Annotated in this window: 14 protein-coding genes and 1 riboswitch; of the genes, 1 reads left to right on the top strand and 13 read right to left on the bottom strand. The window is 59.8% G+C overall.

From position 1 onward, the window contains the following. Positions 1-92: 92 nt before the first annotated feature. Positions 93-1388, top strand: coding sequence for an MFS transporter (locus tag DCC27_RS11335; RefSeq protein WP_110100747.1), 1296 nt, complete (start codon positions 93-95; stop codon positions 1386-1388). Between the two features lie 18 nt (positions 1389-1406). On the opposite strand, the gene DCC27_RS11340 is transcribed toward DCC27_RS11335, so the two are convergent. The 13 genes from DCC27_RS11340 to hisD all read right to left on the bottom strand — a co-directional run bounded on the left by DCC27_RS11340 (position 1407) and on the right by hisD (position 14981). Beyond that, positions 1407-2678 carry a hypothetical protein gene (locus DCC27_RS11340; protein ID WP_110110619.1) on the bottom strand — a complete coding sequence of 424 codons (1272 nt, stop codon included), beginning with the start codon at positions 2676-2678 and terminating at the stop codon, positions 1407-1409. A 58-nt stretch (positions 2679-2736) separates the two neighbouring features. Then, positions 2737-2949 carry a cold-shock protein gene (locus DCC27_RS11345; protein ID WP_110100745.1) on the bottom strand — a complete coding sequence of 71 codons (213 nt, stop codon included), beginning with the start codon at positions 2947-2949 and terminating at the stop codon, positions 2737-2739. A 114-nt stretch (positions 2950-3063) separates the two neighbouring features. Next, positions 3064-3459, bottom strand: a complete 396-nt coding sequence (locus DCC27_RS11350) for an RNA-binding S4 domain-containing protein (protein ID WP_110098093.1) — start codon at positions 3457-3459, stop codon at positions 3064-3066. After that, on the bottom strand, positions 3452-4000 hold the full coding sequence (locus DCC27_RS11355) for a flavin reductase family protein (protein ID WP_110098092.1): 549 nt from the start codon (positions 3998-4000) through the stop codon (positions 3452-3454). The genes DCC27_RS11350 and DCC27_RS11355 overlap by 8 nt, the downstream gene beginning before the upstream one ends. 58 nt (positions 4001-4058) lie before the next feature. Continuing rightward, positions 4059-4179, bottom strand: a riboswitch (SAM riboswitch). A gap of 69 nt (positions 4180-4248) precedes the next feature. Continuing rightward, entirely contained in the window at positions 4249-4587 is a 339-nt protein-coding gene (locus tag DCC27_RS11360) for an alpha/beta hydrolase fold domain-containing protein (RefSeq protein WP_110098091.1), read from the bottom strand. Beyond that, positions 4527-5036: an alpha/beta hydrolase gene (locus DCC27_RS12740; protein WP_110098090.1), complete on the bottom strand. Its 510-nt coding sequence runs from the start codon at positions 5034-5036 to the stop codon at positions 4527-4529. The genes DCC27_RS11360 and DCC27_RS12740 overlap by 61 nt, the downstream gene beginning before the upstream one ends. Positions 5037-5092: 56 nt before the next feature. Continuing rightward, positions 5093-6538 carry an NAD(P)/FAD-dependent oxidoreductase gene (locus DCC27_RS11370; protein WP_110110620.1) on the bottom strand — a complete coding sequence of 482 codons (1446 nt, stop codon included), beginning with the start codon at positions 6536-6538 and terminating at the stop codon, positions 5093-5095. A 621-nt stretch (positions 6539-7159) separates the two neighbouring features. Continuing rightward, positions 7160-7912 (bottom strand): DNA repair exonuclease, encoded by a 753-nt coding sequence (locus tag DCC27_RS11375; protein WP_110100742.1) that lies wholly within the window; start codon positions 7910-7912, stop codon positions 7160-7162. A gap of 47 nt (positions 7913-7959) precedes the next feature. Then, entirely contained in the window at positions 7960-9594 is a 1635-nt protein-coding gene (locus DCC27_RS11380) for an iron ABC transporter permease (RefSeq protein WP_210403478.1), read from the bottom strand. 49 nt (positions 9595-9643) lie between these two features. After that, entirely contained in the window at positions 9644-10747 is a 1104-nt protein-coding gene (locus DCC27_RS11385) for an extracellular solute-binding protein (protein ID WP_199445865.1), read from the bottom strand. Positions 10748-10786: 39 nt separating this feature from the next. Then, positions 10787-11854 carry an ABC transporter ATP-binding protein gene (locus DCC27_RS11390; RefSeq protein ID WP_210403479.1) on the bottom strand — a complete coding sequence of 356 codons (1068 nt, stop codon included), beginning with the start codon at positions 11852-11854 and terminating at the stop codon, positions 10787-10789. 178 nt (positions 11855-12032) lie between these two features. Next, entirely contained in the window at positions 12033-13520 is a 1488-nt protein-coding gene (locus DCC27_RS11395; RefSeq protein ID WP_110098086.1) for a sodium/glutamate symporter, read from the bottom strand. Between the two features lie 93 nt (positions 13521-13613). Beyond that, entirely contained in the window at positions 13614-14981 is a 1368-nt protein-coding gene (gene hisD / locus DCC27_RS11400) for a histidinol dehydrogenase (RefSeq protein ID WP_110100740.1), read from the bottom strand. Positions 14982-15009: the final 28 nt, after the last annotated feature.

The raw sequence follows: 15009 nt of genomic DNA on the forward strand, positions 1-15009 counted from the left end.
TCACGGTCCTGGTAGGCCCACCCAAATGATCGCTCACCCCACCACCACCGGACAGGGTGAGCCTTGTGAGTCTTCGTCCTAGACTAAACACCATGCCCCGTTCCGTCCCCCGCCCCGCTGACCGGCCACGCTCCGCTCCCGGTTGGTTGTGGGTGTTGGTCGTTGCGGCGGTGCTCACCCAGACCGGGGTGCAACTGTTGCGTCCGGTGACCAGCTATCAGCTGCTCTCTTTCGGATACGGTGAAACCGAGATCGGGGCCACCACCGCCGTCTACGCCATCTTGCCCCTCGTGCTCGCCATGCCACTGGGCCGAGCCACCAGCGTTATCGGCGATATCCGTTGGATCATGATCTGTGGCACGGTGCTGCTGGGCGCCGGCGGGGCCGTGCTGGGATCAGCCACCGAGTTGATCGGGGTCTTCGCCGGCTCAGTATTGCTGGGGGTGGGCCACCTGATGTTCACCCTCGCCGGCCAATCAGTGGTCTCGCGCCGATCCTCGGCCACCGTCATGGATTTAGGGTTCGGACTGTTTACCGCCGCTTTCTCGGCCGGGCAAATGCTCGGGCCGTTCCTGTCGGGGCTCATCCTGGGATCTCGGGCTGAAGCCTCCGAGATCACCACCGCTCTGTGGGTCGGCTCCCTGCTATGCTTCGGGGCCGTTCCCCTACTGTTCGGCCTACGTGGTTCCTCGTCCGACCAGGACTCCGTAGCCAGACCCCGCAACGAGGGCGACCAGCGCACCCAAACTGGGAGCCTGCCGATCTCAGGCACCAAACCCACGGCGCTACGGATTCTTCGGGTCCCAGGCATCGCCTCGAACATGTTCGCTGCCCTGGCCATGCTGGCGATGATCGACATTCTCGTGGCGTTTATGCCACTGGTCGGCGAAAGCCTCGGCGTCTCGCCGCTGGTTATCGGGGCGCTGTTGTCAGCTCGGGGGCTAGCCTCGGTGATCTCCCGAGTGTTCCTGCCCATCGTCACCCGTCACGTCTACCGCAATACGGTGCTGATTGGCGCGGTGGGGATCTCCGGGATCGCCGTAGCCTTAGTGCCGGTGGTGCTGAACGATACTGCGGTAGGCATTGTAGCCGCGGGCGTGCTGATCAGTATCGGCGGGGTCTTCTTGGGCTTGGGCCAACCGTTGACCATGACCCAGATCTCCCAGGCGGTACCACTCAACTGGCGCTCGCCGGCCCTGGCCCTGCGGCTGGTGGGTAACCGTGTTGGACAAGTCCTCATCCCGCTGGTGGCCGGGCTGGTGGCGACTCCCTGGGGTCCGGCCGGTGGGATCTGGTGCGCCAGTGCGCTCTTGCTGGTCTCCGCTACCGAACGACTGGGATTGAGGCGATGGGGACCAGATCCCGATGAATGCGACCGCAATAACTAACGAGTGTGCTCCAGGCTGTTACGTAGCCTGGGTTTCATTGCCGGGACCGTGGTCGCGGTGGCGGGAGGCTATCACGAAGTAGACCACCGTTGAGGCCACGACCAGTAGCCCCAGGGTCAGTACGATCCAGACCCAGGTCTGTGAGTTCTGACGGGTCAGCGGGACTGTTTCTTCGCTCTGCTCAGCCTGTTCGTTCAATTGCTTTTGTTCACGTTCTTCGACGGAGTTCTCAATCTCGTCCCAGGACATCGCCGGCGCTGTCGAGCGTTGCTCAGAGGGCTCGACATAGGCGCCCTGTGGCGGGCGTCGTAAGGCTGCGCCCTGATCCGATCCGAGGCCAAAGGCATCGTGGATGACTCCGGTGGGTCCGGAGGCGACATAACCCCTCCCCTCCGGGACGTCCTCGGGGCTCGGAGTCTGCTTGATGTCGGGCTCACCGCCACCCGTGTCGCGGGCCCCACCCGAGCCGTCTGGTTGCTCGGCGCCGGGCTGAGGGGGCCCGCCCGGTTGCTGGGGTTGACCTGGTTGGTGCGGTTCTCCAGGTTGTGGTGGTTGTTCCGGTTGCGCGGGTTCTTCCGGTTGGTCGGGTTGGCCCGGTCTCGGGGTGTTAGGAGCATCAGGTTGCTGTCCTCCAGAATCACTCGGCCTGGTTCCTGGTCCGGGACTGGAAGTGGGGGAAGGGTCCTGGCTGGGGGAGGGAGGCGACGTAGCACTTGGCGACTGACTGTCGGACGGATCGAAGGGGCCCACGGTGACCGAACACGTGGTGATAACCTCGTCGTCGCGGGTGACCTGCAGATTGAGCTCTTCCTGGCGGAGGTCACCGCGTTTGGGCCAGTAGACCACACGGGGTTCAGTGATCCGTACCGTCCCGGTGATAGTGGGTGGAGCTTGGCTGATCTCGTCTCCCTTAGCCAGTCCGGTGAAGGTAATCGTGACCGGGGCCTTAGTGGTCGAGGTCGACTGACACGTGATCTTGTCGTCGGGATCAGCTGAGGATGATTCGGTGGGTTCGCGACTGCTCTGCTCGCTCGTGGGAGAGGACGGCTCATTGGGTGAGGACTGCTCTGTCGGTGAGGCAGAGTCATCGACCAGCTCGGTGGTCGGCGAGCGTGTCCCGGGCTGCAGATGGGGCTCGCCACTGGGGGTGCTGGGTTGCTGTGTGGCACCGGGTGTCTCGGCGGGCGCAGAGGTGGCTGGAAGCGTCGTGAGCGTGAGGGGAGCAACGAGGGAGGCGAGGCAGAGTGGCGTGAGCGCAACGAGACGCCACGACGATTTCACCGTGCGCATTCTCACTCCTTGGGGGCTCTCGAATCGGTGTGACCCGGTAGGTCTGCTGGCTAAGTTCTTATGGCATTCCGGATAGTGCGCGGACTTGTCGTGCTTGAAGCCCTCGGTCGGAGGGTTCAAGATCAAATTCTACGCGTTGACCTTCAAGAAGTTTCTTGAATCCTTCATGGTCAATAAATTTATAGTGTACGAACACGTCATCGTTTTGGTCGGAGGTAATAAAACCATAGCCCTTTTCGGCGTTGAACCAACGAACAGTGCCTTGAGGCATGGCCGAGTACTCACTCCCTGCTGCGTGCCGCAGCGTTGTCTCCAGACGTCACGGATCTGCACGACGTCAATTCAGGGACTATTCTAGCCAGAATGTGAGCCAGTATTGGTGTGATTAGCGGGAGCTATAGCCACGTAACTTATCTAGTTGGCGACGTTCTTTCTTGGTCGGCCGCCCGGTTCCGCGTTCGCGATAGGGTACGGCAAGTAAGTGTCGCGGTATGGGTTCTGGAGAGTGGTCAACATAGTGCTGGACGGCCACCGGGGCCCCAACGCGTCGGGAGAGCAAACCGGTGACTTCGAGAATGCGTTCGCGACCGGGTTGACGGAAGCTCACGGTATCGCCGACGTGGACTTTTTGGGAGGGTTTGACGGATTCACCGTCAATTTTCACGTGCCCGCCTTTGCATGCTGCGGTGGCTGCCGAACGAGTTTTATACATCCGCACCGACCAGAGCCAGACGTCGATGCGCACCGCTGAGGGATGACCAGTGGCAGTGGAGTTACTCATTGCCTTCGGCAGTCTTCAGATCTCGGAAAGCTCGGCGGTGTCGCACCAGCGGTGAGGTTTGCTCGGTGCTGGAGGCCAGACCGTGGACTTCGAGAAGGACAATGTGGTGGTCGCCAGCTGGCAATTCGGCGTAGACGGAGGTGTCCAACCACTGGGCGGCTCCCTGAAGGAAAATAGAACCGCGTTCGGAATAGCGCAAGTCCAATCCGGCAAACCGGTCCTTACTGCGTGAAGCCAGCTGGGCGCAGATGTGAGATTGGCGTGACCCCATGATGGAGACACCGATGTGATCGGCTTCCCGCATCCGGGGCCAGGTGCGGGAGTGGTTCTGAATGGCAAAAGACACCAGAGGCGGTTCCACGGAGACACCGACGGTGAAGGAGGTGGCCACCAAACCTTCTTTAACCCCTTGAGCGTATCCGGCTAACGCCACGACGCCGGTGGGGTACTGTTCCAGGGCGTGACGCAAATTGTGAGGTGAGATGTCCTGAGTGAGGTCGGCACGTAACTCCGAAAATACGTCAAAGCTGGTCGCGGTCATCACAAACTCTCTGTGTTTTGTGTGCGCCCCGAATTCCCCGAAGATGAGCTAAACTCGGACGCGGTACTTGCCACTGTGGGGTATCCACAGGACCGAATCGTCACCTGGAGCACCCCACTACTCGCGAAGAGGGTTGCCGTTCCATCAGCCAGGGCTGTCAACGATGGAAACTCGTGATTCACGTTGTCTCAATGATCTTTAGCTTAGGCATTGAAGCCTGTGGGGTCAATTCGATAGGTCACGTGATGTCATGCGTGGTCGGGGTTCGGTTCCTGGCACTCCAGCGGGTGCGTCACCCGCTGGATAAACAGGCAAGCGTCGTCCAGCACTTCATCAGCCACGGGATATTTGCTCCCGGAGGTGAAGATCCCGTGGGGGGACCCCGTGTAGGTGCGGAATTGCACATCGACCCCAGCCTGGACCAGAGAGTGAGCGTAGGTGACGCCATCGGCGACGAGAGGATCCAAGTCAGTCGAAACGATAACTGCCGGGCAACAGTGGGGCCCAATCTCTGCGTGCAGGGGGCTCAGCCGTGGATGAGATGTGATGTCGGGGTCGCTGATGTAGTGGGAGACAAACCAGTCCATTGTGTCATCGACCAGGGGGAGGCCTTCGGTGAAGATGCCACGGGGTCAAAAGGTAGTGCTCCAGCCTCTCGGACCCACTCACAGACGGTCACCACATCGTTGAACGCGGCCGGGAATTTGTGCTCTGGTGCCCGACGGTAATCCACCGCGATGACAGGGTAACCGGTCCGGACCGCCAGTTGCCGGCGCAAGCCGTCGTGGGTGTCGAGGCTACCCATGACCCAGCCCCCGCCGTGGGCGAAGAGCGCTACCGGACTCGCTGCCGAGGCATCGGTGCGGGGTTCGTAGTATCGGGCCGTGATGCCGTTGACCTGGAATTCGTCGACCGATGCAACGGGAACTTGGTCAAAACCGACGGCCGCACAGTTTTTTTCGTAGGTCTCACGAAGTTCAGGAATAGCGAGCAAGTGAAAGGGTTGAGCTCGGCCTTCCCGGAACGGGCCCAGCACCTTGCGAGCCTCGGATGAAACCTAGCGTGCTTTGTAGCGGTCGTGGTGAGCCATAGCTATACCACCGTGTAGTCCTGGAAGTGCGGAGTCTTGAGGGCAACCCGGTAGTCTTCGACGGTGCTACTCCAATTGTTCGTGACGCGCCCTTCGGAGTTCTTGAACCAGGAGGAACAATCAGCGGAATAGGACGAAGCCTCGAGCTCTTTCTGGATCTTTTCGTTCACGCGAGCTAGCGCATCGGCATCAACCTCGACAGCATGCATCGAACCGGAGGAGATCCGTTTAATGAAATCAGCGATGTAGTCGTGCTGAATTTCCAGCATCGACACCACCGAGTTGTGGTTCAGATTTGTGTTCGGTCCGTAGACGAGGAAGAGGTTCGGGTAGCCATCAACTGTGATGCCATAATAAGCTTCCGGGCTGATGCCCCACCGCTGAGCGAGATCGACGCCATCAGTTCCGATGATGTCAATATCATCGATGAACTTCTGACGCTGGAAACCGGTGGCAAAGATGATGACATCGAGCTCGTGCAGCTCTCCGTCCGCAGTGATGATTCCTTGCGGGGTCACCTCTCGAATCTCTTCGGTCACCAGGTCCACGTTATATCGACGTAGCGTCGGGTAGAACGCGTCGCTACGGAGCGTGCGCTTACACCCGTAGGGGAAATCCGGAGTCAACTTCTCGAGTAGCTCAGGGTCGGTGATTTCGCGTTCGAGGAATCCCAGCGCCTGCCGTTTGCCTTCTTCGGAAGCAGCGGTTCCCTCCAGGGTCCGGTAGAAACCGGTTTCGCGATCGTTATAGATAAACTCCCGGACGTCGCGAAAGACCTCCGGATCCGTGTGCATTGCTTCACGTGTTTGGGTGTCAAAGAGCTGTTCTTCTCGCGGAAGAATGTAATTGGCCGAGCGCTGGAAGACATCAAGGTGGGCAACCTCGGGTGCAATCTCTGGCACGTACTGGATAGCCGTGGCCGCGGCACCAATTGAAGCGACTCGTTTTCCCGCGAGATCGATGTCGTGGCGCCAACGCGAGGCATGAAACTGCTCGCCCTCGAAGGTATCGAGGCCAGGAAAGTTTGGCGTATACGGGGTTCCCAGTTGGCCACATGCCGAGATCACTGCTCGAGTCTGTAGAGACTCGCCGTTTCTCAGCGAGACGGTCCAGGTGCGCGTTGCGGAATCCCAGCGCGCCTGAGTGACGTCAGCGTGAGTACGTAGGTGTGGCAGGATGCCAAACTTCGTCGTGAAATTCTTGAGATAGGCGTGTAGCTCGTGTCCGGGAGCATACATCGAGGACGCTTCGAGGTGGAGGTCGTAGCTGAAGCAGTAAATAACAGATTGGGTATCGCAGGCGACTCCCGGGTAGGTGTTATCCCTCCATACGCCCCCGACGTCATCGGCCCGTTCCAGAATGACGAAATTGTCGATCCCGTGATGCTTCAACGCCGCTGCCTGTCCGAGTCCCCCGAAACCGGCTCCAATAATGACTGCGTCATACATGTGATGTCCCTCTTCTTCTCGTCTCGTTAGCTGTGCAGTGATGCGTGCGTTGGCGTTGACTCATCGTTGCTCCCCCCGCTAGGGAGAGTCCAGCATGGGGAAGAGCCGTCGAAGCCCAGAGATTCCCTGGCATCGTCTGTCAGTACCGTGCTGGGGAGGAATAACGTTGCTGGTCGGCCCGCCGACAGCGGGTGGCCGATCAGAAAGGCTAGGAACAAGACAGCGGGCACACGCAGAGACGCTGACCGGCTCGATCCAGATGAGCCGGTCAGCAGGGCGCGGGGTTTTTCCGGTTATGCGGGGCCGAAGGGACAAGCAAGGGGAATGTGTCGTGGGGTGATGGGGGCCACTGACAGCTAGAACAGCACCGCGGCTCGTCCTGCTCATTGCTGCCTCGTTGTCTATGATCGTCCCCTGTCACACGGTGCGTTTGGCCTTGATCGGCGCACCACGAGCTTATCCAGATCAGGTCAAACTTGCAATTTTATGGACAACCGATAGTCAGTCAATGGTGAGATGTGCACAGTCCGCTGACTTCGCCATGGTCGCTGACGCTGTGTGAGCGTGTCGGGGGCACGGCAAGGCGGACAGCGAGTGAACCGGGACGCGACTCACTTCACCTCAGGTATCGGATGTCCACACATGGTAGAACTCCACCTGAGGGACATCCTGGTTGGTGAGGTGGAGTAGAGCGAAGCCCTCGCCGCCTGGTTCTCCTGTCCGGTGAAGATGTACGCTCCCCGGGTAAGCAATTAAGGGGTGGGTTTCCACGACCATGGGGCGGTGTACGTGCCCCAACACCCAGCAGTCGTAACACGACGCCTCCAACGTCTCCAACGTTGTGGGCGCGCAGTCCCGGTGACTCCAGTACCCGGTCAATGAGGTATGGAGGAGCCCCAAATTCCACATCCCTTTTACAGGGCGCGGATATCCGCTGGCGAGATCTTGAGTCTCATTCCGCCGGCGGACTGATTGGCCGTGGATCGCTATCCCGAACTGTTCCCAGACTAGGGTCCCTGGCCCCGACCGTCCGAGCTCGCCCTGCCCGATCCATTGGGCCGAGCCTGGAAGTCGCAACCGGGCCGGTAGCGGGGACTCGGCATCGTGATTGCCTCCGATGAGTGCTGCCGGTAGATGGGCGTCGGCGAATGAAGCGAAGAGATCCTCAGCGGTTTGCAGAGCCTGTGGACTGGGGTTGTGACGGTCAAAGATATCGCCGGCACATAACACCGCATCCGCCCCAGAATTTAGCACCGCGACCTTCATGTTGGTGATGGCCTGATAAGCATCGGCCTGGGCTTGCTCGGCAGGGAGATCCACCCCCTTGACCGGTGCCCCGATGTGCAAGTCTGAGATCAGTGCGAGTGTGGTCATATTTGTCAGTGATTAGTAGCTACCTGTGAGTAGTTTTTATTGGTTTGTCAGTCTCGTTTCTCGAAGTACCGGCGACGCATGGTGTCCACCAGAACGAGAACACCGGCGGAGCCCAAGACGCCGATGACCGTCATAGCCATGGCTTCGGCCCGGAAGCCTTGATCAAATTGACTCATTATCCACGGGGACAGCAATTCGTAGGAGGCTGGGCGCAGTAGCGATGAAATGACGACTTCGCGGAAGGCCAGTAGTAACCCTAACAACCACCCGGCAATAATGCCGGGCATCAGTAACGGCAAAGTAATCCGGAAAAACGTTTGTACTCCGGTCGCCCCGGAGGTTATTGCAGCTTCCAGGTAACGTTCGTCGATCGTGCTTCGGGAGGTTTTAATGTTTTGGACTATCATCGGCAGAAGCACCAGCGTGTAACCCAGCACGAGCATTGCGGGTGAGTTGTATGGGGTGGCCGGTAGCCACGGGGCGTTCCATAAGAAGATAAGACCGATGGCAAGCACGATGGTCGGCACGGTATCAGGCCCGACTGCCAGCAAGTCGATGCTACGTCCGAGGGGATGGTGTTTTAAACGAGTCGAAGCTAGCGTGGTCGCTATCCCGACCATGGTAGCCAGAGTCGTGGCAATCAGGGCTAGTAGGGTGCTGTTCGTCAAAGCCTGTTGGCCACCGGCGGACTGCAGCACCAAGCCGAAGTAGTCGAAGGTGAGGTTATCCAGGGTGATCGGTTGTGACCGCAAGAGCGTCATGGCACCCAGAAAGATCCCGACGTAGGGGATCACCACCGACACGACAGCGACGAGACCAAACCAGAACCAACCAGCTGTTGCTGTTCTGCGGTTGAGCGTCACAGTGGTTCGGCGTTGGGCTCTTCCCCCAAACGGGTGTTCTTTCCGAGAGACCCACTGTTGGATGACCCAGACGGTACACCCCAAGGCCAGCAACACGCTGGACAGTGCTGCAGCGGTGGGAAAATCGAGCGGATTAATCGTCACAGAGCGGTAGATCTCAGATACCAGCACAGGGAAACCGATTTGGTTTCCTAGAGTCACCGGGGTACCGAATTCACCGGCGGCCCGGATGAATACGATCAGTGCCCCAAGCGAGTAGGTGGGGGTACACAGGGGCAAGAGGATAAGGCGGAACCGTTGTCCGGCGGACGCGCCAGCGACTGCAGCGGCCTCATCGGAGCTGGCCGGGACAGAATCAAGATAGTTGCGCAGGATCAGATATAGGAAAGTGAAGACCTCGCTGGCCATGATCAAAGCCATCCCGAAGGGGCTCATGATTATAAACCGAAGAAGATCACCTCCAGTCGCGCCGAAGAACTGATCGCCGAGTCCGTTGTAGCGGGTAAGGTCAATCCACGCCATGGCGGAGACATAAGGCGGGGTCATAAAGGGCAACATGACCACGACGTCGATCCACCGGTGAGAGCGCATCCGGGTCCAGGACATCAGGAACGCTAGTGGCGCGGCCATGGCGGTCGCAATGGCGACTACCATGACACCTAGCACGATGGTGTTGCCGAGGGTGCGGAGGTGGTGGGGATTGGTGAGCTCCGGTAACGCGGATGGTTGATCACCATAGCCGGTTAGCGCGCGGATGAGCACCATGACCAGGGGTGCGGCCACACCAATGATCAGCAAGATCAGCAGTGGTGTGGCCACATTCCTAGCGTGGCGTTCAGGTGCAGATAAGGCCATTAAAGGATTCGTCTTAGCTCAAGTAGCGGGAGACGAACTCGTCGAGCAACTCTTCACCTTCGTCTTCAAGAGCGTCGAGATCGTAGTCCAGCAGGTCGACATCGTCGTAGTCCACGTGCTCCGCTGGTACCTCGGGCTGTGCGGGGATCATATTGTGCTCAGCGGAGATGGTCTGGCCCTCGTGGGAGAGGAAGAAATCGACCAGTGCTTCGGCATTTTCACGGTTCGGAGCTTCCTCCAAAATGAAGAAGGGGCGCGGGGAGACCATGGTCCCCGAATCGGCGAACACGACTTCGAGCGACTCGCCTTCTTCAATGGCCGAGTAGGCGGAGTAATCGACTCCGCCAAGCACCACCGCGTAGGAACCAGCAGTGACCGCATCAAGCGCCGGACCATTCGCCCCTTGAACATCCATTCCGTTCTCGAAAAGTTCGTCGAATAGCTCCCATGTCTCGTCCTTGCCCCATGTAGAGACCATGGCTGCAATGAGGTCGCGAGCGGTGCCGGATTCGCGGGGATCGGGCATCAACACGAGGTTCTCGAACTCTTGGCCGGTGAGATCTTCCCAGTCGCCAGGCATCGAGGGGGCAGCGTTGGTATTAACAGTTAGCGCCAGGGCAGAACCGTCACGGCCGTAGAAGCCGTCCCCCCTCCAGTCCTCGTGGATGCTGTCGGCGAATTCAGGGGTGTAGTCTGCCACGTGACCATCTTTGGCGTAGGCGGCTGCCGGGCCCCAGGAAGCGATGTAGACCACATCGGCTTGAGGGTTGTCCCACTCGGCATCCAAACGAGCCGTGATCGATCCCGTGGTATCGCCATAGATCTCGACATCAACGCCGGTGGCTTTTGTGAACTCATCGGCCAGCTCTTCGTTCAACCCCTGAGGGTTCGCAGCGTAGAGGGTAACTGAACCGTCTAGATCTTCAGGTGCTTCCCAGCCAATGTCGCTGTCAGTTGTATCGGACGTCGTAGTACCGTTGTTGTTCGTTCCGTTGTCTGCTCCGTCGCCGTTAGTGTCCTCGACTGACCCACAACCAGCTAGGCCCAGGGTGGCAATCAGGCTCACGGCTCCAAGCAGGTGAAGGTGGTTGGTGGGGTGATGAGTGCTGACTCGCACGGGTGCTCCTCTCGGTTGATGTTCGGATAGTGCGTGAGGCTAGGTAAGGTGCAAGAGATGGGCAGAGTCGACACGGAGACCAATGGGTGTGCCCGGCTCGTAGGGATCGGTGGAGTCAACCTGCCAGGGGTCGCTACCGTGGACCTCGCAACGAATGAGGTAGCCACCACCGGTGTACAGACAGGACACCGTTGTAGCCTCCAGATCTAGTCCTGCAGAGTCGTGCACCGGTTCCGTGACCGGATCATGGTCAAGGGGCCCGGTGACAGTGACGTTCTCTGGGCGGACGCCCACAACGTGGCCTTCGATCTGGGACTCGTACTGTGGCAAGCGGTTGAACCTGCCCACGAATCCGGCTACGAATTCGTTGGCTGGTTTTTGGTAGAGGGCCTCTGGGGTATCGAACTGTTGCAGGGAGCCTGCACGCATGACCACGATGCGCTGGCTCATGGACATCGCTTCTTGCTGGTCGTGGGTGACATAAAGGGTGGTGAGGTTCAGCCGAGAGGCGAGTTCTACCAGTTCCATCCCGAGTTGGGCGCGTAATGTCGCGTCCAGAGCGGAGAAAGGCTCGTCCAGTAGGAGCAACTCGGGTGCTGAAATAACAGCGCGTGCGATCGCCACGCGCTGTTGCTGGCCTCCGGATAGCTGGTGGGGCATTTTACGAGCGAACTCTTCCATGCCGACTCGTTCTAGTACTTCGTTGACACGGGGCGCGATCGTCTTCTTAGGTGCCGCGGAGACCCTGAGCGGGAAAGCAACGTTGTCTGTGACGGACAGGTGTGGCCACAGAGCGAGGTCCTGGAACACCATTCCAATCCGACGTCGATTAGTCGGGATTGGTTTCTGGCCCGGAGCCGAGACGGTGCGTTGACCGAATGTGATCGCGCCGTCATCGGGAATTTCGAGTCCGGCTAGGCAACGCAGAAGTGTGGATTTGCCACAACCCGAAGGTCCGAGAATGCTGACGAATTCTCCGGGGCGAAAGTGTAGGTCGACGGGGTGGAGACCCGTACCATCGCTGAAAAGTCGAGACACCCCGGAGAGAATTACCTCCGTCCCACCCCCCGGTGGGGTCGGGACTTTGGCGTGGGCTGTCTCAATCACGCCGTACAAATTTAGGGGCTCTGGGTTATTCGCCAGACAACGCTAGGTAAACGCCATATGACTAACCCCAAGCCGAAGCTGTTGTTTTTCTCACCCGCCTGAGGCGCTACAGCGGATCACAGGTACGGCGAGCTCCCTGCTACCGGGTCCTGTGCATTGACGGTGCGAAGGGGCGCGACTAGACGCCTTCGCTGGCGGCCTGTTCGGAAGGGTCGGTCCATCTGCCCTTCTTGACCCCACGGTTGTAGATCATGCCCGCGGTGATGGAGACGATGAACAGGATCGCCATTGGGACCAAAATCCAATAGGGGTTGCCGGTCGCGAAGATGACCGGGATGGACAGTGCGGTGACCAGACCGCCACCGAAGAAGGGTTCGAAGAAGAGCTGCTTATAGCCGAAGGCCTCCATGGCCGGAGACTTGTCCTCGGGGTCGGCCACCCGCAACAGCACCAGACCGGTGGCGGTGACACCCATAGACTGACCGAAGTCCGCGATACCGCGTTCGAGCCAAAAGGAGGGGATAATCCGCGGGGTGAAGAACAGCAACATGAACGTGCCGAACAATACGCCGGCCAGAGAAAGAATTAAGAAGGTCTGCCAGTAATCCGCGATGACCTCGAGCGAGATGGTGGCCAGAGCGGCCACGATCAAGATGTCCAGGGCGAGACCCTGAATGCGTTTCATGGTTTCTTGATCCACCAGGTAACTCTTACCGGTGCGATCGAGCACGAACTGGATGATGACGCCACCGATCATCGCCAGAGGGAACAGGGGGACATAGCCCAGCAGAGTGAGACCTTCGCCGTCAGCTCCGGGCCAGACAGAGTCGGGCTGGCCCCACAGCTGGTCTTCGACCCACACGAGGCCTTCCAGCAATACCCAGCCGATAATGATGGCCAAACCCACGATCGCTACGTGGAGGGTGAGCGGCTCGATGGAACTGGGGCGAGAGGTCATCACGCCGGTACGGACGTGTTCGGTATCGCTGTAGAGACCGCGCAGCTCGGAGGCAGACTGCTCAGAGACCTGCTTAATCACCCGGGTTCGACCGGTGCGCACACCCCAGTTGACCACGGCAATACCGATGATGATGCCTGTCACCAGACCCACGGTCGCCATGGCTAAGGCAAGGTCGGTTGCTTCGGGGATGCCCATATCTTCGAAGGCCGGTTGCATACCGGCCGCCGTGCCGTGACCACCTTCAAAGGAGACCTCGATGAGGGCACCGAAAATGGGGTCGACACCGAATAATGGGGCCAACACGAGTACCCCCAGCAGGATGCCGACGACGTATTGTCCAGAACCGTAGGCCAGACCAATTGACAGTTGAGGCCCGACTAATTTGGCAGCACGTTTGGGGGAGGGGATGGTCTCGCCTAGGAAAAGGGTTGCGAAAACAACGGAGATCAGCAGTCCGGGTAGTTCGCCCCACACCTCAAAGGCTCCGTCGGTAAACAGGCCACCATTTTCCAACCAAGACCAGTTCAGGGCCTCGCCCAGGCGTCCCAGGACTTCGGGACCGATCAACAGGCCGAGGAAGCCGGCGATAATGGCGCTGGGGAGGAAAAGTCGCTGAAAGAGGCCGACCTTCACGCGAAGGTATTTACCCAAGAGCAACAAGGCTGCCAGGAGCACGATGGCAAAGCCCACGGATTCTGCAGTCATGAGGCGATCGTAACATTCAGACCGCGATAAAGTCACTGGTCAGCTCGGGCTCAGCGCCTGAGATTCTGGGCCGGCAGAGGCCGGTGTCTGGGGTTAGTTGTGGTGAGCGCCTGGGGTGAGCTGGCGCGCTAAGACAGCTTCGGCGTGAGCGCGAAGGCCTTCCGATTCTGCCAGGGCCACAATCCCGGGGGTGACTGCAGACAGTCCGGATGCTGAGTACCGGATGCGTTGCTGTAAGCGCATGAAGCTCAGTGTGTTCAGCCCTGAGGAGTGTCGGGCCGTGCCGGAGGTCGGCAACACGTGATTCGATCCGGCCGAATAGTCTCCCAACGGGACCGGGGAGTACCCGCCGATAAACACTGCTCCGGCAGAGGTAATCTGCTCGGCGACCGCCTCAGGGTCGGCAGTATGAATCTCCAGGTGCTCGGTGGCATAAGCGTTGGCCACGGTGATGGCAGCCGGCAGGTCCTCGACGACTAAGATTCCCGACTGCGGGCCGGTTAGCGCCTCCCGGATTTGGTCTTCCAACGGCAAACCGGGGACCTGCTGATTGATCTGATCATTGACCTCCTGGGCCAGTGACTCAGCATGGGTGATCAGCACTGAGGCAGCCATCGGGTCATGTTCGGACTGGCTGATCAGATCGGCGGCAACCCAGGCGGGGTTTGCCGTCTCATCGGCAATGACGGCAATCTCGGAGGGACCGGCCTCGGCATCAATGCCCACGGTTCCCATCACGGCGCGCTTGGCAGCGGCGACGTACACGTTTCCGGGCCCCGTGATCAGATCCACCGGCGGGCACACCCACCCAGACTCGGCCGGACCGGTTTCTGCGGTATTGTCCTCCGCACGCTCAGCCTCTCGGACGCCGTAGGCAAACATGGCAATGGCTTGAGCACCACCGGCAGCGTAGACCTCATCGACGCCCAACAGGGCACAGGCGGCCAAGGTCACCGGATGTGGCTGGCCGTTGAACTCTCGTTGCGGGGGCGTGGCCACCGCCAGAGACTCGACTCCGGCCGCTTGGGCCGGGACCACGTTCATCACCACCGAGGAGGGATAAACAGCCCGCCCGCCGGGCACGTACAGACCCACGCGCTGGATGGGGACCCAGTGGTTCTCCACGCGAGCGCCATCGGCCAGTTGCACCACGGTGTCTTCGACACGCTGGGACTGGTGGACCATACGAGCCCGCCGAATGGATTCTTCCAGTGCTACCCGCACCGAGGGGTCCAAGTCGATCAGTGCCTGGGCAAGCACGCTGGCGGGAACCCGTAGCTGGTCGGGGCGCACCCCGTCGAAACGCTCGCCAGCCGCTAAGACCGCAGCGACCCCACGTTGGCGCACATCGGCCAGAATCGGGGTAATTTTCTCCACGGCGGCGGTGACATCGACCTCTGCCCGGGGCAAATCACGATCCGGAGCAAAGGGACGGCCTCGCAGGTCAGTGATGTTGAGCATACTGGCTAGTCTACGTCGTTCTCGAGTG

This window comes from Auritidibacter sp. NML130574 (assembly GCF_003185725.2).
Lineage (GTDB): Bacteria > Actinomycetota > Actinomycetes > Actinomycetales > Micrococcaceae > Auritidibacter > Auritidibacter ignavus.